Below are 21,208 nucleotides of genomic sequence, written 5' to 3'. Positions count from 1 at the left end.
TGAGGTAGGTGAGTGGCGGTGCGGGTTAGGCGTCTACGCGTGAGGGGGTGCTTTTGGTTGCTTCATCTGCCAGCTGCCGTTCGCGCTTGCCCCAGGTTTCGCGGGTGACGAGGGCGGCCCAGAGGCCGATCGCTGCGTAGCAGCTGAAGAGGAGGGCCGGGCCCATCCAGCCCAGGCTGACGAACAGCAGCGTGGTGACGAAGGGGGTGAAGCCGGAGACCATGGCCGAGATCTGGTAGGCCAGTGAGGCCCCGGAGGAGCGGGTTTTGGCCTGGAACAGTTCCGGGAACCAGGCGCCCTGGGCACCGGCGAGGGAGTTCTGGCACACGGCGTAGGAGATGGCGACGGTGATGATGATGGCGATGAACATGCCGGTGTTGACCAGCAGGAACATCGGGATGCCGAACAGCAGGGCGAACGCGCAGGACCAGATGTAGAGTGGCCGGCGGCCGATCCTGTCCGTGAGCCGGGCCCAGGCCTGGGTGGCGAAGATGCCGATGGCCGAGGCGATGCACAGGGCCACCAGGGTCTGGGTCTTATCCGCGAGCTGCTCGGTGTGGAGGTAGGAAATCATGTACGTGATGGACACGGCGTACCCGGCGGTCTCGGCGATGCGCAGGCCGATGCCCTTGACGATGTTGCGCCAGTCGGTCTTGATGACCTCGGTGATCGGCGACTTGACGATGGAGCCGCTTTCCTTGACCTCGTCGAAGACGGGGGACTCGGGGACCTTGGCGCGGATTATCAGGCCGACGGCGACCAGGACGATGCTAGCCAGGAACGGCACCCGCCAGGCAAGTTCGCCGCCGAGGTTCACGCTGACGAGGAAGACCAGGTTCGCCAGCAGCAGCCCGACCGGGAAGCCGGCCTGCACGATGCCGGTGTACTTGCCCTTGGACTTCCACGGGGCGTGTTCGTAGCTCATCAGGATCGCGCCGCCCCACTCGGCGCCGAAGGCCAGGCCCTGGACGATGCGCACGAACACCAGCAGGGCCGGGGCCAGCAGGCCCACCTGCTCGTAAGTGGGCAGCAGACCGATCATGAACGTGGCCACCCCCATGAGGATCAGCGAGGCCACCAGGACGGGCTTGCGGCCCACCTTGTCGCCGAGGTGCCCGCCGATGATGCCGCCGATGGGCCGGGCGGCGAAGCCGACGCCCAGGGTGGCGAAAGCGGCCAGGGTTCCCGTGACCGGGTCGCCCGTGGGGAAGAACGCCGTCCCGAAGTACAGGGCAGCCGCCGTGCCGAAACCGATGAAGTCATAAGTCTCGATCACCGCGCCGACGCCGGATCCGACGGCGACCCGCTTTGCGTCCTTGGTGCCGTGGACCGGCCCGCGCATTTTCAGAGCTTCGTTGCTCATGGTGAATCCCTTTCGATTTGCAACCGAAGCGGTGCCGCTCGGTGCTGTCGACTGTTAACAACTGATGCAATTCAGTGTGACCCGCGCCATACATCATTGTCAACAGTCAACTTCAAGGGTTGACTGTTGACAATGAAATTCCGTAGGGTGGTCTGCAACCCCACCGCCCCCGGGCATGACCAGAGGATCAACGACGATGTTCAACTCCCGACTCGGCTGCTCGTCCATCAGCTTCCGGCACCAGGACCTGTCCACGGCGCTCCGCACCATGACGGACCTCGGCTTCGAGGAAATCGACTTGGGCGCCCTCCCCGGTGTCTGTGACCACGTCCCCTACGAGTTGGACCTGGCCGCCGTCGCGCTCGTGGCAGCCGAGGTCGCAGCCTCCGGACTCCGGGTGCGCTCGGTCAACGGGGACATCGGGGACCTCAACGCCGTACTCGACGCCGCCGGGGAGGCGGCCCGCGAACGGCACCTGACGGCGCTGCTCACCCTCACGGCCGACACCGGAGCCAGGGCGCTGGTCCTTCCCTGTGGAGCCCTCAGCCACGAACCGGTCCGGAGCCTTGAGGAGGACCTGGACGCTGTCGCTACCGGGCTGATCCATGCCGGACAGCGCGCAGCAGGGTTCGGCGTCGAGGTCTGGACCGAATCGCTGCACTTCCTCCGGTTCTGCTGGAACCTCGAGCGTGCCGAACTGCTCGCCCAGCGGCTGGCCGGGTCCGGCGTCGGAATCGTCATGGACTTCAGCCACATCGTGGCCGCCGGCGAGGACCCGCTCGAGTACCTCCGGCGCCACACGGGGCGGATCTCGCACGTCCACCTTCGCGACGCCGCCCCGGGGAACATCAACCTCAGCATCGGCAACGGCCACGCGGACTTCGCCGCGGGACTCCGTCGGCTCGCGGCACAGGGCTACACCGGGCATTTCTCGCTCGAACTTGAGACCCGGGACGTCACCCACGAGGAACGCCCGGCCGCGGCCGCCAAGGCCGCCAGTTTCATCACCGGTCTCATCTGACCACCCACTGCTCCGTAACTGCCGTTATGAGCCCTCAAAACGGCAGTTACGGAGCAATCGATCCCAGCAAAAGTCACAACACACCATTCAAGGAGCATCATGAGCAACACCACCCGGCGCACCGCCGTCCTGACCGGAGCCACCTCGGACCGCGGCATCGGCATCACCACCGCACGCCGCTACGCCAGCCAGGGGTGGGGAGTGGTGATCCTGGACCTCGACGGCGAGAAGTCCGCCAAGGTCGCCGCCGACATCGGCAACGAATTCAACGTTCCCGCATTCGGCCACCAGATCGACGTCGCCAACGAGGACTCCGTCAACGCCGCCTACCGGGCGGTCGCCGCCGAAGTCAGTGCCGGCAACCTTCCCCCGGTCGGCGCCCTGGCCAACATCGCCGGCATCACCTCGCCCGTCCCGTTCCTGGAAACCACCCTCGTGCTCTGGCACAAGGTGATGGACGTCAACGCCACCGGAACCTACCTCGTCACCAAGGCCTTCCTGCCGGACATGATTTCCAGCGGCTGGGGCCGGATCGTGAACATGTCCTCCGTGTCCGCCCAGCGCGGCGGCGGCGTCTTCGGCAAGGTCCCCTATTCCGCTGCGAAGGCCGCGATCCTGGGCCTCACCAAGGCGCTGGCCCGCGAAATCGGCGCCACGGGCGTGACGGTCAACGCCATCACCCCCGGCGCCGTGGACACCAACATCCGCGTGGGCAGCACAGAGGAGCAGGAAGCCGCCATCAACGCCGGCATCCCCCTGGGCCGCAACGCCACCACCGAGGAAATCGCGGCCGTCATCACCTTCCTGTCCTCCGAGGAATCCGCCTACCTCACCGGAACCACCATCGACATCAACGGCGGAAGCCACATCCACTAGCAGGGTTCAAGATCCAGGTGCTTACCGACTTCGACGGCTGCTGAGCGTGAGCGCCTACTCGACCGTCACCTTGACCCGCTGCACCACGTTGTTGCCCATGCCCTGGTAGTTCCAGGCCTGCTCCAGCGGCTGGGTGGCACCGGTGGCGTCCGTGGCGCGGCAGGCCAACTCGTGTTCGCCGGGGTCAGCCACCCAGGGCAGGGACCAGGCGCACCAGGCGAAGGGCGCGGCCGGATGTTCCAGATGCGCCGGCGTCCATTTGCCGTCGATCCCCACCTCGACGCGCCGCACCGAGCCCTCCCCGGACCAGGCCCGGCCGGTCAGCAGCACCGGCCCGGCCGGCACGATCCGGCTGCGGGTGAAGAAGTCCGGGACGCCAGGCGGGACCATCAGCGAGCGGACCTTGATCCAGGTGACGGGGGTGCCGGCGTCGTCAGCATCCTGTTGGTACCGGTACGCGACCGCCTGCTGAAAACCGTCGAACGGCTTGGTGAGCACCTTGATCGAGGAGAGCCACTTGACGCTCGCCATGCCGTACCAGCCGGGGACCACCAACCGCAGCGGGTAGCCGTGCTGCGGCGGCAGGTCGTTGCCGTTCATCCGGTAGGCCAGCACGATGTCGGGCCGCAGGGCTTCCGCTATCGGAAGGCTCCGGGCGTACTGCTGCCGGACGCCACCCTGGATCCCGCTGTCGGCGCCGGTGAACACCACCTCCACAGCATCGTCCTCCACCCCGGCCTGGGTCAGCAAGTAGGCGAGCGGAACCCCGGTCCAGACGGCGGTGCCGACGGCCTCCAGCCGCCAGGGCTGGCTCACCGGGCGGGGCCGCAGCAGCGAGCGGCCGTTGCCGGCGCATTCCAGGGTCACGGGGATGCTGATCCTGGGCGACCGGCGGAGCGCCTTGAGGTTCAACTCCAAGGAACGCTGCACGGCGCCGCTGATCCGCAGGTGCCATTGCTCGGCATCGATGAACGGGATATCGAAATGGTTCAGCAGGTAGTGCAGCCCGGGCGGGGTGGTGTCATGCCGCAGGGCCTCCAGCGGCATGGAGTGGTTCCGCGCGGCGAGCTGCAGTTCCTCTGCCGTCAGGGGACCGTGGCTCGGCTCGCCGGGGTGCGGCGTGAGCTTCCGGCCGTGCCGCGGGGTCTTCAGGATGGACGAGTGTCGGGACATTTGCTTTGGCATGGCACTGCGATTCTGCTCCGGACCAGCCCGGTTTGGGACCGGTGACACCTGTCTTCAGGTCTACGCCGCAGCCCGGAAGCCGTCAATACTGGGCCGGTCCGGCAGCCGCCCGCCGGGCGACTAAATCGTGTGCGACTTGGCCAGGAACTGCGCCAGTCCCAGCGGTTCGCGGCCGGTGAGCTCGTGCACGGCCGACGTCGGGCCGGCGAGTTCGCCGGCGGCGATCGCCGTGTAAGTGCTCACCCAGGCGTCCATCTGCCAGCGCGGGGCGCCATAGGAGGCCCGCGAGGCGTAGGCCTCCTCAAGCGTCTCGTTGTGGAACGTGATGGTCCGGCCGGTGCCGGCGGTGAGGAGTTCCGCGGCCCGGGCCAGGGAGAGATCCTCGGGCCCGGTGAGGTCGTAGGTTCTGCCCATGTGCAGGGCCGGGTCCCGGAGGACCGTCACGGCGGAACGGGCGACGTCCGCCCGGGCAACGGCCGCCATGACGCCCTCCCCGGCCGGTCCGCGGATAACGCCGTCCTCGCCTGCCAGCAGCGGCAGGAAGTCCAGGTAGAAGTTGTCCCGCAGGAACGTGTAGTCCATCCCCGAGGCTTTGATCCGCTCCTCGGTGGCGAAGTGGTCCCGGCCCAGCGTGAAGATGGAATCCGCTGCCGCGCCGAAGAATGAGGTGTAGACGATGTGCTGCACGCCGGCAGCGGCCGCCGCGTCCACAAAGGTGCAGTGCTGCTGCAGCCGGTCCTCGGCCTCGGCGGCGGAGACCATAAAGAGCGTCTCCACCCCCTCGAGGGCTGCCTTGGCGAGGACGGTATCGGCGTAGGTGACGACGGCAGGGATGGCGTCTTCCAACTCCGGCTCCCGGCCGAGGTCGCGCACGAGCAGCCGCTGCGGGCTGCCGGCGGCGGCCAGCTGCCGGGCCATCAGGCCGCCCAGGTGTCCGGTGGAACCGGTGACAGCGAGCGAGGGCCCGGCGGTCACGGGACTAACCCTCCCGGGAAGCGGGCGATTTGGTCTGCGCCGGGTCGCGTTCGGCAAGCGAGCCGATCGCGGCGTCGATTTTCTCCATGATCCCGGCGTCCAGCTTCACGCCCGCGGCCGCCACGTTCTTTTCGATCTGCTCAGGCCGGGACGCGCCCATGATTGCGGAGGCCACGTTCTGGTTCTGCAACACCCAGGCGATGCTCAACTGGGCCATGGTAAGTCCGGCCTCGTCGGCAATGGGCTTAAGCTGCTGCACGCCGGTGAGGACCTCGTTGGACATCCAGCGCTCGATCATCTTCGAGCCGCCTTTGGAATCCGTGGCGCGGCTTCCCTCCGGGGCCGGCCTGCCGGGATGGTACTTCCCGCTCAGCACGCCCTGCGCTATCGGCGACCAGACGATCTGGGAAAGGCCTAGTTCCTCGGACGTCGGAATCACGTCGGCCTCGATGACGCGCCACAGCATGGAGTACTGCGGCTGGTTGGAGATCAGCTGGAAGCCGAGTTCCTTGGCCAGGGCGTGGCCGTCGCGGATCTGGCTGGCCGTCCACTCGCTGACGCCGATGTAGAGGGCCTTGCCCTGCCGCACGATGTCCGCGAAGGCCTGCATGGTCTCTTCCAGCGGGGTTTCGTAGTCGTAGCGGTGGGCCTGGTAGAGGTCCACATAGTCCGTCTGCAGCCGGGTGAGGGAGCCGTTGATGGCCTCCAGGATGTGTTTGCGGGACAGGCCAAGATCGTTGTGGCCCTTGGGTCCGGTGGGGCCGAAAACCTTGGTGAAGATTTCCAGCGACTCACGCCGCTCGTCCCGGAGGGCCTTTCCCAGCACGGTCTCCGCGGCCGTGTTGGCGTAGACGTCGGCGGTATCGAAAGTGCTGATACCGGCGTCGAGCGCGGCCCGGACGCACTGGGTGGCGACCTCGTTTTCCACCTGCGAGCCGTGCGTGAGCCAGTTGCCGAAGGTGATTTCCGAAATCTTGAAGCCGCTGTTCCCGAGGTACCTGAATTCCATGCATTTCAACCTAGCCGACTTGACTGCCAGGGGTAAGGCCTCAGCCGGCTTTGCGCTCCTGGGCCAGCGACTTGGGTTCTTGATTGTTTTGGGGCTTGGATGACTGTTCGTTCAGGGGCCTGCCCAGGGGCTTCCGGGGCAGCGGCGGACGGCCGTGCAGGGAGACCATCGAGCCGGTGTCCAGCAGGGACTTCGCAGCGGGCATCGGGGCCTTCTTGAAGGTCCGCGGGACGGTGCCGAGCTGGCCGTTCCGGTCCGTGGCTGACTCCACGAGCGGCGCCACTGCCGCGACGTCCTGTGCCGGAGCCGTGGGGCTGGGCAGTTCGCGGACCGAGACCTTGACCGCCGGGGCGGCATCCGCCTTGGCCCGGGCAGCGGCGCGGGCATCGGCCTGCGCGACGGCGGCAGCCCAGTCCGGCGACAGGGCGGGTTCCTTCTTGGCGGGCTTGTCCGGCTTCGCGGCTTTGTCCGGCTTGGCAGCCTTTTCCGGTTGAACGGCTTTCGGCGGCCGGGCCTCTTGGGCGGCCCCGGGGGTCCGGGCCGGGCGGTTCAGCTGGATTGTTCCGGCGGTGCGGCCGGCGGTCCGGAACAGTCCGCGTCCCACCGCCACGACGGTCACGGCGACCAGCCGGCCGAGGCCCGCGATTACCAGCGTGGCCACAAAAACAAGGAAAAGGCCGAAGAACATGACGAGCGCCACTGCCAGGGTCCCGAAGAAGGTCAGGTTGAGCGCGATGGTTGTCGGATCTTCCATTTCACCTCTCCTGGTTGGCCTTACGGCGACGCTTCCCGCCACAACCGGCGGGCAACAACACCCCTTAACCATACGGACTTTTCCCGTGGACACGCAGCCCTGCGGCCTCTTCGCGGAGTCGTGTCAAAGCTGTTATCCGTTCCGGCGTGTCAGCCCCGCGGGACCTGCGTCTATAGTCGGAAGGAGCCCTGCCGGCGTGGTCCGGCCTCCGGAAAGGACAATTGTGACGCCCCCAGCCGCTGCCCCTCCGGGAGCCGATGCCCAGCCTGTCCGGGCCCCGTTCCGGGGCAACTGCCCCTGCCTGTCCGGGGAACAGTACGGCGAGTGCTGCGGGCGCTTCCACGACGGCTTGGCTGAGGCCCCGACGGCTGAACAACTGATGCGCTCCCGGTACAGCGCGTTCGTTGTGCTGGACGCCGCCTATCTCCTGCGGACCTGGCACCCGGAGACCCGGCCTGCCGAACTTGACCTGGATCCGGACCTGCAGTGGCGGCGGCTGGACATCCTGTCCACGTCCTGCGGCGGCCCGCTGGACACCGAAGGGACGGTTGAGTTCAAGGCCCACTTCCGGCACGGCGCCGACCGCGGAGTCCACCACGAGACGAGCCGCTTCCTGCGGGTCGAGCGCCGCTGGTATTACGTTGACGCAGACGCAGACGCAGACGCAGACGCAGTCGAGTTCGGCTGAACGGCCGGCAGCGCACCTGACGGTTAAACACCTGCCGGGCGCCGGGCAATGTTCGCCCGGCGCCCGGCAGGTCGTGGACGGCTGCCTGCCGGCCTAGCGTGCCTCGACGGTGTCCGCCGGGGCGAATCCGGCTCGATCCACCTTGCGGTGGAAGTGCATGCCGGCGGTGCCGCCGAGGACGGCGCCGACCAGGGCCACCGCGGCCACCACAACTGCCGCGATGATGCTCGTGGTGGTCAGTTCGCCCTCGTTGACCGGGATCCGCGGAAAGGCGTTGAGCTGGGCCAGGATGTTGTACTGCTGGCCCGCCACGACGCCGAGAAGGGCGACGACGACCGCGGCGATGAGGGCCCAGACCCACACCATGAACCCCTGCTTGGCTCCGTTGAAGCGGGCCATCCGGCCGGCGACGTAGCCGCCGGCGAAGTAGGACACGAACAGGATCACCAGCAGCACAATGATGCCGACGAGTCCCACGGTTTCGTTGTCGGAGGCGACCGTTGCGTTGACGTCCGTGTTGGTGGCGAGGCCGACGGCGGTGCCGGCGGCGGCCACGAGAGCGGTCAGCAGCACAGCCATGCCCGTGGCGGCGAGCCAGCCGAAGAATGCTGAACCGATCTGGATGCCGCCGAACTGCTCCCTTTCACGGGCCACCACGGTTTCCCGGGTGGGAACCTCTTCGACCACAGTGTTCCCGGCGGGGGTGGCACGCGCGGGCTCGTCATGGCGCATGGCGGTGACGGGCTGGCTGCGGGTCGGTTCCGGGCGGACCGCGGCATGGCTCCGGGTGGGTGCCTCGGTAGCTGCGCCGGTCGGGATGACGCGGGTGTCGTAGGTGCCGCCGGTGTCGGGGCGGGCAGCATCCCGCCGGGCGTCGTGGATCCGGGCATCCTGGCTCACAGCCCCATCCTCGTCACGGGCGCGCCGGGGAGTGCGATCTTCGGGGCCTGCTGGGTTGCTCATGGGGACTGCTCACTTTCAATTAATGACCCGCGCCCATTGTTTGGGCCGGGCACCGCAATGCGGAGGCCGGTGTGCATGGCCTCGGGTCCACCTAATCACGGGCAATCACAGGTAGCAAGGATGCTTACTATTTAGGGGGTGGCGGGGAACAGCCCTGCGCACCTTGTCAGCGGTACTTCCGGTGCAGGTTCGCCTTCACCGACGCACGGGGGCTGGCGTCGGCAATCCAGGGTCCGGTGCCTTCGGACTGATCCAGGACTCCCGCCTCCAGCCACTCGTAGTCGCCGGCCAGGACCCTGCGGGAGAGCACGTGGTCGCCGTCGTCAGTGTTCCTCCAGAGCTGGTCGAAGTATTCATCCACCCGCACACGGGCCTGTTCGCAGAATGCCTCGGCAAGTTCATAGGCGGAGGCGGCCTTCTCCGGGGAGGTCCGCAGCAGCATTTCCGCCCGGGAGCAGGCGGCGGCCATCGCGAACAGTTCGGCCCCGATATCCACAATCCGGCCCAGGAATGCCTGTTTGTGCTCCAGCTTTGCCTGCCACCGCCCCATCCCGTAGAAAGTCTGCCGGGCCAGCCGCCGGGAGGACCGCTCGACGAAGCGCAGCTGCTTCGCGAGGCGGCCGAAGTCGCTGTAGGAACGCGGGTCCAGGCCGGCTCCGGCGACGAGCTTGGGCAGCCACTTCGCGTAGAAACCGGACGCGCCGACGGCGGCGCGGGCCTTGTCGGACAGGCTCGCGTCCTCGGAGGCGAGGTCTCCGGCGGCTGCGAGGTGCGCGTCCACGGCCTCCCGGGCGATCAGCAGTTTCATGATCTCCGAGGATCCCTCGAAAATCCGGTTGATCCGCAGGTCGCGGAGCTGCTGCTCGGCCGGGACAGCGCGCTCGCCGCGGGCCTCGAGTGAGTCCGCCGTTTCGAAGCCGCGGCCGCCGCGGATCTGCACCAGCTCGTCGGCGATCCGGCAGCTGATCTCGGTGGACCACAGCTTGGCCAGGGCCGCCTCGATCCGAACGTCTTTCTGCCCGGCGTCGGCCATTTCGGCGGACAACTCGAAGACGGCGTCGAGGGCGAAGGCGCTGGCCGCAATGAAGGCGATTTTCTTGCCTACGGCTTCATGCTCGCCCACCGGCCGGCCCCACTGGGTGCGGGCGTTGGACCACTGCCGGGCGATCTTCAGGCTCCACCGCCCGGAACCGACGCAGAGCGCCGGAAGCGCGAGCCGGCCGGTGTTGAGCGTGGTGAGGGCGATTTTTAGGCCCTGTCCCTCGCGGCCCAGCCGGTTGGCCGCGGGCACCCGGACCTTGTGGAAACGGGTGACGCCGTTCTCGATGCCGCGCAGGCCCATGAAGGCGTTGCGGTTTTCCACCGTGATGCCGGGGGAGTCCATCTCCACGACGAAGGCGCTGATCCCTCCCTTGTGGACCGTGCCGTCAGCGTCGGTGCGGGACGGGACAACCGCCATGACCACCACAAGTTCGGCGATCACGCCGTTGGTCGTCCAGAGCTTCACGCCGTCCAGGACGTAGGATTCGCCGTCGTCCGAGGGGGCGGCGGTGCTGCCCATCCGGGCCGGGTCACTGCCGACGTCAGGCTCGGTCAGCAGGAATGCGGTGATGGCGCCGGCGGCGCAGCGCGGCAGGTATTCCTGCTTCTGCGCGGGGGTGCCGAAGACTTTGACCGGCTCGGGGACGCCGATGGACAGGTGCGCGGAGATCAGGGCGCCGAGGCTGGGGTGCACGGAGCCCAGCAGCGCCAGCGCCCGCCCGTAGTACACCAGCGAGAGGCCCAGCCCGCCGTAGTCGCGGGGGATCTTCATGCCGAAGACCCCCAGGTCCGCGAGGCCTTTGAGGTACTCGTCCGGAATCAGCGCATCGCGTTCGATGGTCCGCCCGGACATTATGCGGCAGAACGCGGTCAGGCGGGCCATGAACGCTTCCCCGCGTTCGACGTCGTCCGCCGGCGCTTCCGGCCAGGGGTGGATCAGGCTGAGGTCAAAGCTGCCCAGGTACAGGCCCTTGGCGAAACTGGGCCGGTCCCAGCTGGTCTCGCGGGCGGCTTCGCTGATGGCCCGCGCGTCGGCCGCGGTGGCGTCGGGACCGATCGTCTCGGGCGGGACCGGGACATCCGAGGCGGGGCTGTCGGCGGGATTGTCGGTTGCTGGATTCTCAACGGCGGAGCTCATCGGGCATCTCCTCTAACCGGGGTCACCGGCTCGAGCCCTGGATCCGCCGTGGGTGGAGGACCCTTCAGCTGTCCCGCAATACTACCCGCGGGTAGGTGCCGGTACTAGGGGCAGACTGGCCCATGATCTCCGCCGCGATATCCCCCACGAAGTCACCGGCGAAGTCGCCCGGGAGCTCCACCGTGGAGGCGTGGTGAACCAGCCGGTCCCAGAGGTGGTTGATGCCATGGACAAGGCCCAGCAGCACAGTCGAGGCGACGATCCAGGCGAGCCGCCCGACGCCGACCAGCACGAGGGCCACGAACGACGCCGTCATCATGAAGAGTGTGATTACCAGGGCAAAAACGAGCGTCCCGATGAAAACCAGCGTTCCCGTTTCCACTGCGCTTAAGTCGAACTGCATTCTTCCCCCTGCACCATTGCTTTGGCTGAATCAGTAGCCCGAGCGTAAGGTGCGGGAGGTGCGCTAGCCAGAGCCGACAGCCCGTGCCGCGACTCTTGATACGGGATCGAAATACTACCGGGGCGTAGGTCACGGGGCGGTTGCGGTAGCCTCACGGGACGGTTTCGGCAGCCCGGTGCCGCACGGCCGGGAATGTCAGCCGGGGCCTGCGTTAACCTTGTAGCTGGCAGTTTTCCTGATCCGCTGCCGGTCCAGATCCCACGGCAGCCGTAAGGAGGGTGCGTGTCCCGCTCCGCCCTGTCTTCCGCCGACGCCATCAGTGCCCGGCTGAGGGACCTCGAACTCCTCACCAAGGGTCCCGCCTGGGCGCTGACCCGCTCGGCGCCGTGGGTAATCGCCGTGCTGCAGGCGTCCTTTACCCGCACCCGGCCGCAGCTTCCGCTCGAACAGTTCCACGCCGACGTCGACGCCTTCCTGGAACAGCTCCGCCGCCAGGACCCGGGCCTGGGCGGCGCCGCCAACGGGAAGACGTTCGGCGACGAGTGGACCCGCAAGAACTTCCTGACCCGGCGGAACCAGTCCGGGCAGATCGTGTATGAGGTCACCGAACCCGCCGCCCGTGTCATCGCTTTCCTGGACAGCCTCTCCAGCGAACGCTCCACGCTCAACGGCTCGCGGCTCGGCACGCTGCTGGGCGACGTCGAGAAGCTCGCCAATGAGACGAACCCGGACCAGAGCGCCCGGCTGGAGTCCCTTGAGGAGGAGATCGGCGAACGGCGTCAGCTGATCGAGGACATCAGTTCGGGGGACTTCGACGGGCTGCTCGACGACGAGGAGGCCGTAGAGGCCGCCGGGAACATCCTGGACCTCGCAGGGAGCCTGCCCGCGGACTACAAGAAGATGCGAGACCGGATCGAGGAGCTGGTGGGCGAGCTCCGCAACCAGATCATCGAGGAGTCCCTCAGCAAGGGCGCCACGATGGCCCAGGTGCTGGAAGCGGACAAGCGGCTCCGACAGAGCCCGGAGGGCCGGACGTTCCGTTCCTTCACGGCGTTCCTGGAGGATCCGCAACAGCAGCTGCGGTTCCGTTCCGCGATCGGCGAGGTGCTCAGCAGGCAGTTCGCCGATGACCTCAGCCATGAGGAACGCGAGACGCTGAAGAACCTTGTCGCGGAATTGCGGACCCAGCACAGCCAGATCCAGCGGATTTACGGCAAGCTCAGCGAGAGCCTGAACACCTACGTCCAGAGCGACGACTTCCGCCAGTCGGTCCGGCTCCGGAAGGTTCTCCGGGAGGCCGAACAGGCCATCCGGTCCCTGCCGTACGAGCGCGAACGCCCCGGACTGGTCAGCGGCCCGGTGCTGTTCAATGCCGGCTTCGAGTCCCTGGCCATGGTCAAACTGTTCGACCCGGACGAGTTCGCCGCCCCGCCCAAGCTGGCCGACCCTATCGCCTTCAACGACTCGGACCGGGTGCGCTCGCCGCGGACCGGCAAAGCCAGCCCCGCGGCGATCCGCGCCGCGTTCGCCGGCGCCTCCACCCTGGCCGAGGCCTGGGAGCAGCTCCCGCCCGGAGAACGCCACATCAACTCGATCCGCGCCCTGCTCTCCCACGCCCTGCACGAAGGTGCCGGCTTTGACCGCGAGGCGTGGGACACCCTCGACTTCGAACAGATCGACGGCTCCACGCGCACCGCGTACCTGCCGGTCGTCACGCTCAAGAAGGACTGAAGATGACTGAACTTCCCCACGCAGCAGTGGAAGACGCGGCCGAGGCAGCCGAAGATGCGGCAGCGGCGGCGGAGCCCGCCCAACACGTCCACGCAGACCCCTTCACGGTCACCCCGCGCGACACCTTCGTCGACGGCGCTGCGCTCTTCCCGGGGGACACCGGCGTGCTCCCGATGAAGGTCCGCCAGGCCCTGGTTAAGCTCCTCAAGGGCCCGTACGTCGACGGCGGCCGGGACGAAAAGCTGTGGACCACACTCCTGGACAACCAGTTGATCCTGCGCAGCCGCCTGTCGGAACTGTTCCTGACCCTGCAGCTGGACCACGAACGCAAAGTGGCCGTCCTGCGCCCGGTGGATCCCGAGGCCATCGGCGGCAGCACCCGCTCCAGCATCCTGCGCCAGCAGCGGGCCCTGAGCCGGGTCGAAACCATCGTGCTGCTCCGCCTGCGCCTGCTCCTGGACCGCCACGTCACAGCACAGACCGACCCCACGATCACGCGCGAGGAAATCGCCGAACTCGTGGCCCACTACCAGCCGGCCGGCCAACAGGACGCCCTCCGCGATTCCGACGTCGTCAACCGTGCCATCACCAAACTCCTGGCCCGCCAGCTCCTCCTCGCCACCGGCCTGGACGAGGTATACACGATCTCCAACGCCCTCCCCCTGGCCCTCCCCTTCGAGAACATCGGCGACATCCCCGCCCAAATCGACGCCCTGGTAGCCGCGAGCACCGACCAGTCAGGAACAGAACCCCTCCTCGAGTTCGACGGCGACACGGCGAACACCGAGGCGGACGATGCCGAAGGTGACGACGACAGCGAAGAAGCAGCAGCTACGGACGCCCAAGGCGACCTGACAAACGAAGACGACGACGGCGATGCCGCCCCGGGAGCGGCATCCAAGGGGCCGGACGAGGGGCCCGATGCGAGCTTGCGAGCATTGGGAAGTCCGGACCCGCTGTCGGAGCCGGACGGCTCGCTGCTTGCAGCAGAGCCGTCCGGCGAAGGGGCGGGGGCGGCATCGCCGTCGTCGTCACCCAGCCACACTGGAGATACCGAGGCGGCTAAGTGAGCATCGCAACCATGCTCCCGATGGGCGAGCTCACGAACCCCGGCCAGATGCGCCTCGCCCTAGTCCAGGTCGTCAACTGGGGCACCTTCCATGGGGCCCACACGATGCACGTGGACCGCAACGGCACCCTGCTGACCGGCAATTCGGGCGTCGGCAAGTCCACGCTGTTCGACGCGATGCTCCGGGTCTTCGACGCCAGGCCGCGCTCCAACGAGGCCGCGGCCCAGCGCGCGGGCGGCGCGGTCGAGGACAAGCGGACCACCTTCACCTACATGCGCGGCAAGGTGGGGGACAAAGCGGTCGGGGAAGGCTCGGCGAGTGCGTTTCAGCGCCCCGGCGCCACCTGGTCCGCCGTGGCGCTGACCTTCGATAACGCCGCCGGCACCCGCGTGACCGTGTCGGCGCTGTTCGACCTGCCCAAGAACGGCACGGAGTCCAGCGTCGGCCGGTACTACCTGATCGACAACAAGCCGCTGGACCTCACGGCAATTGAGGGCATCGCGGAGAAGCGCTTCACCAAATCGGCGCTGGACGTGATCTTCCCGGACGCCCAGATCTTCGACGTGCACAAGGCATTCGCGGAACGCTTCCGGCGCCTGCTCGGGATCAATTCGGACCAGGCCCTGCCGCTGCTGCGGGTCATCCAGGCCGGCAAGGGCCTCGGCGGCAGCGTCAACAACTTCTTCCGCGACCAGGTCCTGGACGCGCCCGCCACGCTGACCGCCGCCGATGACGTCGTCGAGGAATTCAGCAACCTGATGTCGATCCGGCAGCGCCTCGAGGACGTCCGGCAGCAGCGCGACCAGCTGGCCCCGGTCCCGGGGCTGAACAAGGAGTATGCCCAGTCGCTGCTGGATGCGAACCGCCTGCGGGAGCTCGCCGGCGAGGAATTCGGGGCCTACAGGCAGCAGCTGGCCGTCACCGTCCACGAGAAAACGCTCGCCCGGTTCAAGGACCTGGCCCAGGCGAAGGCCAAGGAACTCGGCGCCGAGCGCGGCATCCGGGACGGCCTGGCCAAGGAGCTGCGGCAGCTCGAGGCGGACTACAACAACCAGGGCGGCAACGCGATCTCCGCGATCGAGCAGGCGCTGGAGAACGCCCGGGTGGGGCTCAAGCTCCGCCAGCAGGTGGAGGAATCGGCCCGGAAGGCCCTCTCCGACGCCGGCCTGGAACTTCAGTGGTCCGCGGCCGGCTGGGAGCAGGCCCACGAGCATGCGGCCGCCCGCTCGGCAGAGCTGAAAGACGATTCGGAGGCGCTCAAGGAGCTGCGCTTCGAGGCGTTCGACGGCCACGCGACCAGAAAGCGCGAGCTGGCCGCGGCCCAGCAGGAACTGGGGTCGCTCAGGACGCGCAAGTCCCTGCTGCCGCCGTCGAGCATTGAAAACCGCAGCGCCATCGCGGCGGCCACCGGCGTGCCCGAGGAGCTGATGCCGTTCGGCGGCGAGCTGATCGACCTTGCCGAGGGTCAGGAAAAGTGGCGGCCGGCCGCCGAGCGTGCGCTGCGCAGCCTCGCCACCACGCTGCTGGTCCCCGGCGAGCACTTCGGCGCCGTGACCCGCTACCTCAACGACCATTCCGTCCGCGGCGCGCTGCGCGCGGTGGACGTCTCGAAGCCGCTTGCCGGCGGAGCGCTGGCCGTGCAGGATGCAGCCGACGGCGATCTGCTCACCAAGCTGGACATCCTCGCGACGGGAGCCTCCGCGGACGCGGGCGGGTGGATCCGGGAGCGGATCGCCCTCGACTTAGCCTTCCCGTGCGTTGAGGACCCGGACGAGCTGGCCCGGCTGGACAAGGGCCTGAGCCTGGGCGGTGTGGTTAAGCGCAACCGCCATACCGTGGAAAAGGACGACCGCTTCACCGGCCGGCAGGACTATGTCCTCGGTTTCGACAACGCGGCCAAACTGGAGCTTGTGGCCGCGCAGGTCGAGGACCTGCAGCAGGAACTCGCCACGGCCGCCGAACTGGCGCAGAGCCGGGAGGAATCGCACCAGGGGATGAGCCGGCAGCTCGAGGCCCTGCGCCGCGTTGCCGACGACCACCGGCCCTGGGAACAGATCTCGGCCGCCGTGGCCGCGGACGAACTCGCCCGGATCGAGCAGCGCCTCAAGGACGCCCTCGCCGCGCAGGCGGATCTGGAACCGCTGCGGGCCAACATCGAGGCAGCCCGGCACAAGCACCAGTCCAGCACCGAGGCCGCGGCCGTCCTACAGAGCGAATACAAGGGAGTCGACTCGCAGCTGTCCTCCGCCGATGCGCTGCTTGACGCCGCGCGGGCCCGCCTGGCGCAGGCGCCGCCGTCGGACGCCACCGTCACGGCGCTGGAACCGTACTTCGCGGACTTCGGCGACGTCCTGGAAATGCACGAACTGGACAACCTCGCCAACCAGGTCCGGACCCGGCTCCTCGCCGAGCTGCACGCGGCCGAATCCCGCGGGCAGGCGACCTCGGAGCGGCTCACGCGCATCTTCGAGGGCTTCGTCCGCGAGTGGGGAACGGCGATTTCCGCGGACCACGGCACCTCGATTGGCGCCGCCGCGGAGTTCGAAGCCCGCTACCACGCCATCGTCAGCGACGGCCTGCCGGCCCAGGAAGCCGAATTCCGGCAGTTCTTCAACCAGCGCACGCACGAGTCCTTCAGCACCCTGCTGCACCTGCTGGACGAGGAGCGCCGCTCGATCAGCAGCCGCATCCTGCCGCTCAACGGGATCCTCTCCGAGGTGAACTTCCATGAGGGCAGTTTCCTGGAACTCGACATCAAGCAGACCCTGCCCGCCACCGCGAAGCAGTTCAAGGACGCGATCCAGAACGCGCTGAAGGTCCGGCACACCCGACCCGGCAAGGCGGCCGCTCCGGCGCCCGGTGCATCCGACGCGGAAGCGGACGACGACGCCGAGCTCGGCAACCGCTACAAGTCGCTCGAAACGCTCGTGAAGCGGCTCGGCTCGCAGACCCCCGAGGACCGGCGCTGGCGCAGCGAAGTGCTGGACGTCCGCGGGCACCTCTTCATCCAATGCAAGGAGCACCGCGAAGTCCAGAGCTCGCGGGCGGCGAAGGGCGGGCGGAAGAAGACCGAGGTCTTTATGCACGCGGACACCGGCTCAATGTCCGGCGGCGAGCGGCAGCGCTTCACCGCGTTCATCATGGCCGCGGCGCTGAGCTACCAGCTGGGCATCGCCGAGCAGGGCTTCACCACCTACGGCACGGTGATGATGGATGAAGCCTTCGTGCTGGCTTCGGAGGAATTCGCCGGCGCCGGGATCAAGGCCCTGCATGAGTTCGGTTTCCAGCTGCTCTTGGCCGCACCCGAGAACGTGATCGACCTGTCCCGGCACCTCGGTTCGGTCACCGAGATCCTGCGGGACAAACGCACCAACCGTTCCGGCGTGCTCACCGCTCCCGTCATCGGCCCGCGGCCCGGCACCGAGGGAACCTGGCGTTCCGAGGCGAACCCGGTGGACATCGTCCTCCGCTGACCCTCCAACCCGCGGCAACGCGGGGTCACTTCCCGTCCGTAATCCCCGCCGGGATGGGCCGAAGCTGACCCCGCGTTTCTGTTTAAGCGGCGCGGCGGCTCCGGGTCCGTCTATTAGGTTACGAAAAATTTGCGTAATTTCCGCAAGGGTAGGCTAGCCTTACTTAGGTTCGCACCATTGACCTAAGGAATCCCATGCCTCTCCCTACCGCGGGGCGCACTGTGCCCAGACGCCGCTTCCTCCGCGCTTCCGGCCAGGCAACTGCTGCCCTCGCCGCCGTCGCGCTCTCCCTGACCGCCTGCTCCACCGGCCCTGCCAGCTCGACGGCGGCGGACGCCCCCAGCCAGTCGGCCAGCTCCGCTTTCCCGGTGACCATCAAGCACGTGTTCGGCGAGACCACCATCGAGGAGCAGCCGACCCGCGTCGTCACCGTGTCCTGGGTCAACGACGATGTGGCGCTTGCCCTCGGTGTGGTTCCCGTGGGTGTCCCGAAGAACGAATGGGGCGGAAACGACAAGGCATCCACCCCGTGGAAGGATGCCGCACTCGAGGAACTCGGCGCCGGCTTCGGTTCGGACAAGGCCCCGGTCCAGTTCTCCGAGGCTGACGGCGTCAACTTCACCGAGATCGCCAAGCTCAACCCGGACGTCATCCTGGGTGCCTACTCCGGCCTCACGGAGGAGGACTACAAGAAGCTCAGCGAAATCGCCCCCGTGGTGGCCCACCCCGAGATCGCCTACGGAACCTCCTGGCAGGATTCCACCGCCATCATCGGCAAGGCCCTCGGCAAAGACGCCGAAGCCACCAAGCTGGTCGCGGACACTGAGGCCACCATCAAGGAAAAGGTCTCCAAGTACCCGCAGATCGCAGGTAAGAGCTTCATCTACGGCAACCTGGAGCCCGCTTCGGCTGACGGAGTCAACGTCTACACCGCGAACGACAACCGCCCCCGCTTCCTCAGCGAGATCGGCATGAAGCTGGCCCCCGTGGTGGAAGACAATTCCAATGGCTCCAAGGAGTTCTTCATCCCGTGGTCCGCCGAGAAGGCCAACGAACTCGAATCCGACATCTTCGTCACCTGGGTTCCAGACGCAGCCACCACCGATTCCATCAAGGCAGACCCTCTGCTCGGCCAGATCCCGGCCATCAAGAAAGGCACCCTGGTTGCCGACTCGGACAACACCCTGACGCTGTCCATCTCCGCTTCCTCGCCGCTGAGCCTGCCGTGGTCGCTGGACACGTTCCTGCCGCAGCTGGCCAGCGCAGCAGACGCGGTGAAGTAAGCACATTCCCATGAGTCCCCTTACGACGACGGCGGTTTCCGCAGCCGCCCGGCCCGCGCCGGAGACGCCGCGCACGGGTGTTGCCTTCCCCGCCCGGGGACCGCGCGTGCTCTGGCTGCTGGCCGCCGTCGTCGTACTGGCGCTCGTGACCCTGGCGTCGTTCGCCGTCGGAGCCCGGGGCCTGGCCCTGGACACCGTCTGGCAGGCGCTGACCCAGTTCGATCCGGCCGACGGCGACCACGCCGTCGTCCATGCCCGCATCCCGCGCACTGTCCTGGGCCTGCTCGCCGGGGCGGCCCTCGGTCTCGCGGGCGCCGCGATGCAGGGTGTTGCCCGCAATCCCCTCGCCGACCCGGGCATCATCGGCATCAACGCCGGGGCCGCGCTGGCCGTTGTCACCGGAATCTACGTCTTCGGCGTGTCCTCGCTGACCGGGTACATCTGGTTTGCGTTCGTCGGCGCCGCGGCCGCCGCCGTCGTGGTCTACCTGATCGCCTCGCTCGGCAGGGACGGCGCGACGCCGGTGAAGCTCGCCCTGGCCGGCGCCGCCCTGAGCGCCGGTCTCTTTTCACTGATGAACGTCATCTTGGTGTCCAGCCGGGACACCCTTGACCGCTTCAGGTTCTGGCAGGTCGGCGGAATCGGCGGCCGGGACTGGTCCGTGATCTTCCCGGGCCTGCCGTTCCTGCTGCTGGGAGCCGTGATTGTGCTCGCCACCGGCCGCATCCTCAACAACCTGGCCCTCGGCGACGACATCGCCCGCGGCCTGGGCCAGCGTGTCGGGCTGGCCCGCGGCATCACCGCCCTCGGCATCGTCCTGCTCTGCGGATCGGCCACGGCGCTGGCCGGCCCGATCGGCTTCGTGGGCCTCGTCATTCCGCACGCCGTCCGCTTCCTCACCGGCCCTGACTACCGCTGGATCCTGCCCTTTTCGCTGGTCCTGGCCCCGGCCCTGCTGTTGACCGCCGACGTGATCGGCCGCGTGATCCTGCTTCCGGGTGAGGTCCCGGCCGGGATCATGACGGCCCTGATCGGTGCCCCCGTGTTCGTCTGGCTGGTCCGGCGCAGCAAGGGGGCCGGGCTATGACAACCGCCCCGCAGACCCAGCCCGCCCCCGGCGCGACACCCCCGTCCGGTGAATCCCCCGCCGAGGTGACACTTGGCGCCCATGTCCGGTCCAAACATCGGCGTTTTCTCGCACCTCGCGGGACCGGGCTCAACCGCACGGGCGTCCTGGCCCTTGCCGTCGTGGCGCTTTTCGCGGCCAGCGTGCTCCTGGGCAGCTACACCGTCACTATCCCCGACTTCTTCAGGATCCTGGCCGGCCACCTCACCGGCGGCGAGAAGATCCCGGGCGCGAGCTTCATCGTGATGGAGCACAAGCTGCCACGCGCCGTGGTTGGGACGCTGATCGGGGCCGCGTTCGGGCTGTCCGGCGCGCTGTTCCAGACCATGCTCCGGAACCCCCTGGCCAGCCCGGACGTGATCGGCATCAGCTACGGCGCCAGCGCCGCGGCGGTGACGGCGATTGTCGTCTTCGGCGCGTCCGGTGCCGTGGTTTCGGGCGCCGCCTTCGCCGGTGCCCTGGCCGTGGCCGCCCTGATCTACGGCATCTCCCGAAACGGATCCCTCGGCTCCGGGGGACAGCGGGGCGACGCCGCCGGCAGCCGGCTGATCCTGGCCGGAGTGGGGATCGCCGCCGCCCTCCACGCGGTGGTCAGCTTCCTGATGACCCGGGCGGACATCCGGACCGCCGCCGAAGTCCTGATCTGGCTCAACGGCTCGCTCAACTCCGCAAACTGGGACCGCGCCGGGGTCCTCGGCCTTTCCCTGCTCGTGCTGGTTCCTGCCGTCGCGGTCCTCGCCGGCCCTTTGCGCATCCTCGAACTCGGCGACGACACCGCCGCGGGCCTCGGCGTCCGGGTCGGGGCGGCCCGGCTGGGCATCGTGGTCACCGCCGTCGGACTCGCCGCCGCGGCCACGGCGGCCGCCGGGCCCGTGGCGTTCGTCGCGTTCCTCGCCGGGCCCATCGCCCGCCGGTTCGTCCGCAAGGCGAGCCTGCCGGCGTCGGCCCTGGCCGGTGTGCTGATCGTGCTGAGCGCCGACTACTTTGCTGCCAACATCGCGCCGCTGCTGCTGTCCGGCACGGTCCTGCCGGTCGGTGTCGTCACCGGCGCCCTCGGCGCCCCGTTCCTGCTCTGGCTGCTCGTCACTTCCAACCGAAAGGACGCCTGA

General features: G+C 68.2%; 16 protein-coding genes and 1 pseudogene. 9 read left to right on the top strand and 8 right to left on the bottom strand.

Features of this window, described 5'->3' with window-relative positions:
• Positions 1 to 25: 25 nt before the first annotated feature.
• Positions 26 to 1,363, bottom strand: a complete 1,338-nt coding sequence (locus tag ACZYZ5_RS06655; RefSeq protein ID WP_463900258.1) for an MFS transporter — start codon at positions 1,361 to 1,363, stop codon at positions 26 to 28.
• 196 nt (positions 1,364 to 1,559) lie between these two features.
• Here ACZYZ5_RS06655 and ACZYZ5_RS06650 point away from each other — a divergent pair, with 196 nt between their 5' ends.
• Entirely contained in the window at positions 1,560 to 2,384 is an 825-nt protein-coding gene (locus tag ACZYZ5_RS06650) for a sugar phosphate isomerase/epimerase family protein (protein ID WP_463900255.1), read from the top strand.
• A 99-nt stretch (positions 2,385 to 2,483) separates the two neighbouring features.
• Positions 2,484 to 3,260 carry an SDR family NAD(P)-dependent oxidoreductase gene (locus ACZYZ5_RS06645; protein WP_463900253.1) on the top strand — a complete coding sequence of 259 codons (777 nt, stop codon included), beginning with the start codon at positions 2,484 to 2,486 and terminating at the stop codon, positions 3,258 to 3,260.
• A 54-nt stretch (positions 3,261 to 3,314) separates the two neighbouring features.
• Here the strand turns inward: ACZYZ5_RS06645 and ACZYZ5_RS06640 are convergent, their stop codons facing one another.
• The 4 genes from ACZYZ5_RS06640 to ACZYZ5_RS06625 all read right to left on the bottom strand — a co-directional run bounded on the left by ACZYZ5_RS06640 (position 3,315) and on the right by ACZYZ5_RS06625 (position 7,183).
• Complete coding sequence (locus tag ACZYZ5_RS06640; RefSeq protein WP_463900683.1) at positions 3,315 to 4,433, bottom strand: sulfite oxidase; 1,119 nt, start codon at positions 4,431 to 4,433, stop codon at positions 3,315 to 3,317.
• 132 nt (positions 4,434 to 4,565) lie between these two features.
• Positions 4,566 to 5,420 carry an SDR family oxidoreductase gene (locus ACZYZ5_RS06635; protein WP_463900251.1) on the bottom strand — a complete coding sequence of 285 codons (855 nt, stop codon included), beginning with the start codon at positions 5,418 to 5,420 and terminating at the stop codon, positions 4,566 to 4,568.
• A gap of 4 nt (positions 5,421 to 5,424) precedes the next feature.
• Positions 5,425 to 6,429 (bottom strand): aldo/keto reductase family protein, encoded by a 1,005-nt coding sequence (locus tag ACZYZ5_RS06630; RefSeq protein WP_463900250.1) that lies wholly within the window; start codon positions 6,427 to 6,429, stop codon positions 5,425 to 5,427.
• Positions 6,430 to 6,469: 40 nt separating this feature from the next.
• Positions 6,470 to 7,183, bottom strand: coding sequence for a hypothetical protein (locus ACZYZ5_RS06625; protein WP_463900247.1), 714 nt, complete (start codon positions 7,181 to 7,183; stop codon positions 6,470 to 6,472).
• Between the two features lie 301 nt (positions 7,184 to 7,484).
• Here ACZYZ5_RS06625 and ACZYZ5_RS06620 point away from each other — a divergent pair, with 301 nt between their 5' ends.
• A complete protein-coding gene (locus tag ACZYZ5_RS06620; RefSeq protein WP_463900681.1) occupies positions 7,485 to 7,871 on the top strand; it encodes a YchJ family protein in 387 nt (128 codons plus the stop codon).
• Between the two features lie 93 nt (positions 7,872 to 7,964).
• Here the strand turns inward: ACZYZ5_RS06620 and ACZYZ5_RS06615 are convergent, their stop codons facing one another.
• The 3 genes from ACZYZ5_RS06615 to ACZYZ5_RS06605 form a co-directional block, all read right to left on the bottom strand.
• Positions 7,965 to 8,834, bottom strand: coding sequence for a TIGR04086 family membrane protein (locus tag ACZYZ5_RS06615; RefSeq protein WP_463900245.1), 870 nt, complete (start codon positions 8,832 to 8,834; stop codon positions 7,965 to 7,967).
• Positions 8,835 to 9,000: 166 nt separating this feature from the next.
• Positions 9,001 to 11,013 carry an acyl-CoA dehydrogenase family protein gene (locus ACZYZ5_RS06610; protein WP_463900242.1) on the bottom strand — a complete coding sequence of 671 codons (2,013 nt, stop codon included), beginning with the start codon at positions 11,011 to 11,013 and terminating at the stop codon, positions 9,001 to 9,003.
• Positions 11,014 to 11,077: 64 nt separating this feature from the next.
• Positions 11,078 to 11,416, bottom strand: coding sequence for a hypothetical protein (locus tag ACZYZ5_RS06605; RefSeq protein ID WP_463900239.1), 339 nt, complete (start codon positions 11,414 to 11,416; stop codon positions 11,078 to 11,080).
• 282 nt (positions 11,417 to 11,698) lie between these two features.
• Here ACZYZ5_RS06605 and ACZYZ5_RS06600 point away from each other — a divergent pair, with 282 nt between their 5' ends.
• The 6 genes and pseudogenes from ACZYZ5_RS06600 (at position 11,699) to ACZYZ5_RS06575 (ending at position 21,208) form a co-directional block, all read left to right on the top strand.
• Positions 11,699 to 13,147 carry a DUF3375 family protein gene (locus tag ACZYZ5_RS06600; protein ID WP_463900237.1) on the top strand — a complete coding sequence of 483 codons (1,449 nt, stop codon included), beginning with the start codon at positions 11,699 to 11,701 and terminating at the stop codon, positions 13,145 to 13,147.
• 2 nt (positions 13,148 to 13,149) lie between these two features.
• A pseudogene (locus ACZYZ5_RS06595) lies at positions 13,150 to 13,986 on the top strand (DUF4194 domain-containing protein); the annotation flags it as partial.
• Positions 13,987 to 14,213: 227 nt separating this feature from the next.
• Positions 14,214 to 17,690, top strand: coding sequence for an ATP-binding protein (locus tag ACZYZ5_RS06590; RefSeq protein WP_463900236.1), 3,477 nt, complete (start codon positions 14,214 to 14,216; stop codon positions 17,688 to 17,690).
• Between the two features lie 194 nt (positions 17,691 to 17,884).
• The gene (locus ACZYZ5_RS06585) at positions 17,885 to 18,973 is read left to right on the top strand and encodes an iron-siderophore ABC transporter substrate-binding protein (RefSeq protein ID WP_463900234.1); all 1,089 of its coding nucleotides are present in this window, start codon (positions 17,885 to 17,887) and stop codon (positions 18,971 to 18,973) included.
• Positions 18,974 to 18,983: 10 nt separating this feature from the next.
• Positions 18,984 to 20,060 carry a FecCD family ABC transporter permease gene (locus ACZYZ5_RS06580; protein WP_463900231.1) on the top strand — a complete coding sequence of 359 codons (1,077 nt, stop codon included), beginning with the start codon at positions 18,984 to 18,986 and terminating at the stop codon, positions 20,058 to 20,060.
• Positions 20,057 to 21,208, top strand: a complete 1,152-nt coding sequence (locus ACZYZ5_RS06575) for a FecCD family ABC transporter permease (protein WP_463900228.1) — start codon at positions 20,057 to 20,059, stop codon at positions 21,206 to 21,208. Before ACZYZ5_RS06580 ends, ACZYZ5_RS06575 begins: the two co-directional genes overlap by 4 nt.

The sequence above is a fragment of the Pseudarthrobacter ribosi genome, from assembly GCF_055412865.1.
Note: the sequence above shows the minus strand (reverse complement) of the source record. Positions and strands in the feature narration are given on the sequence as shown.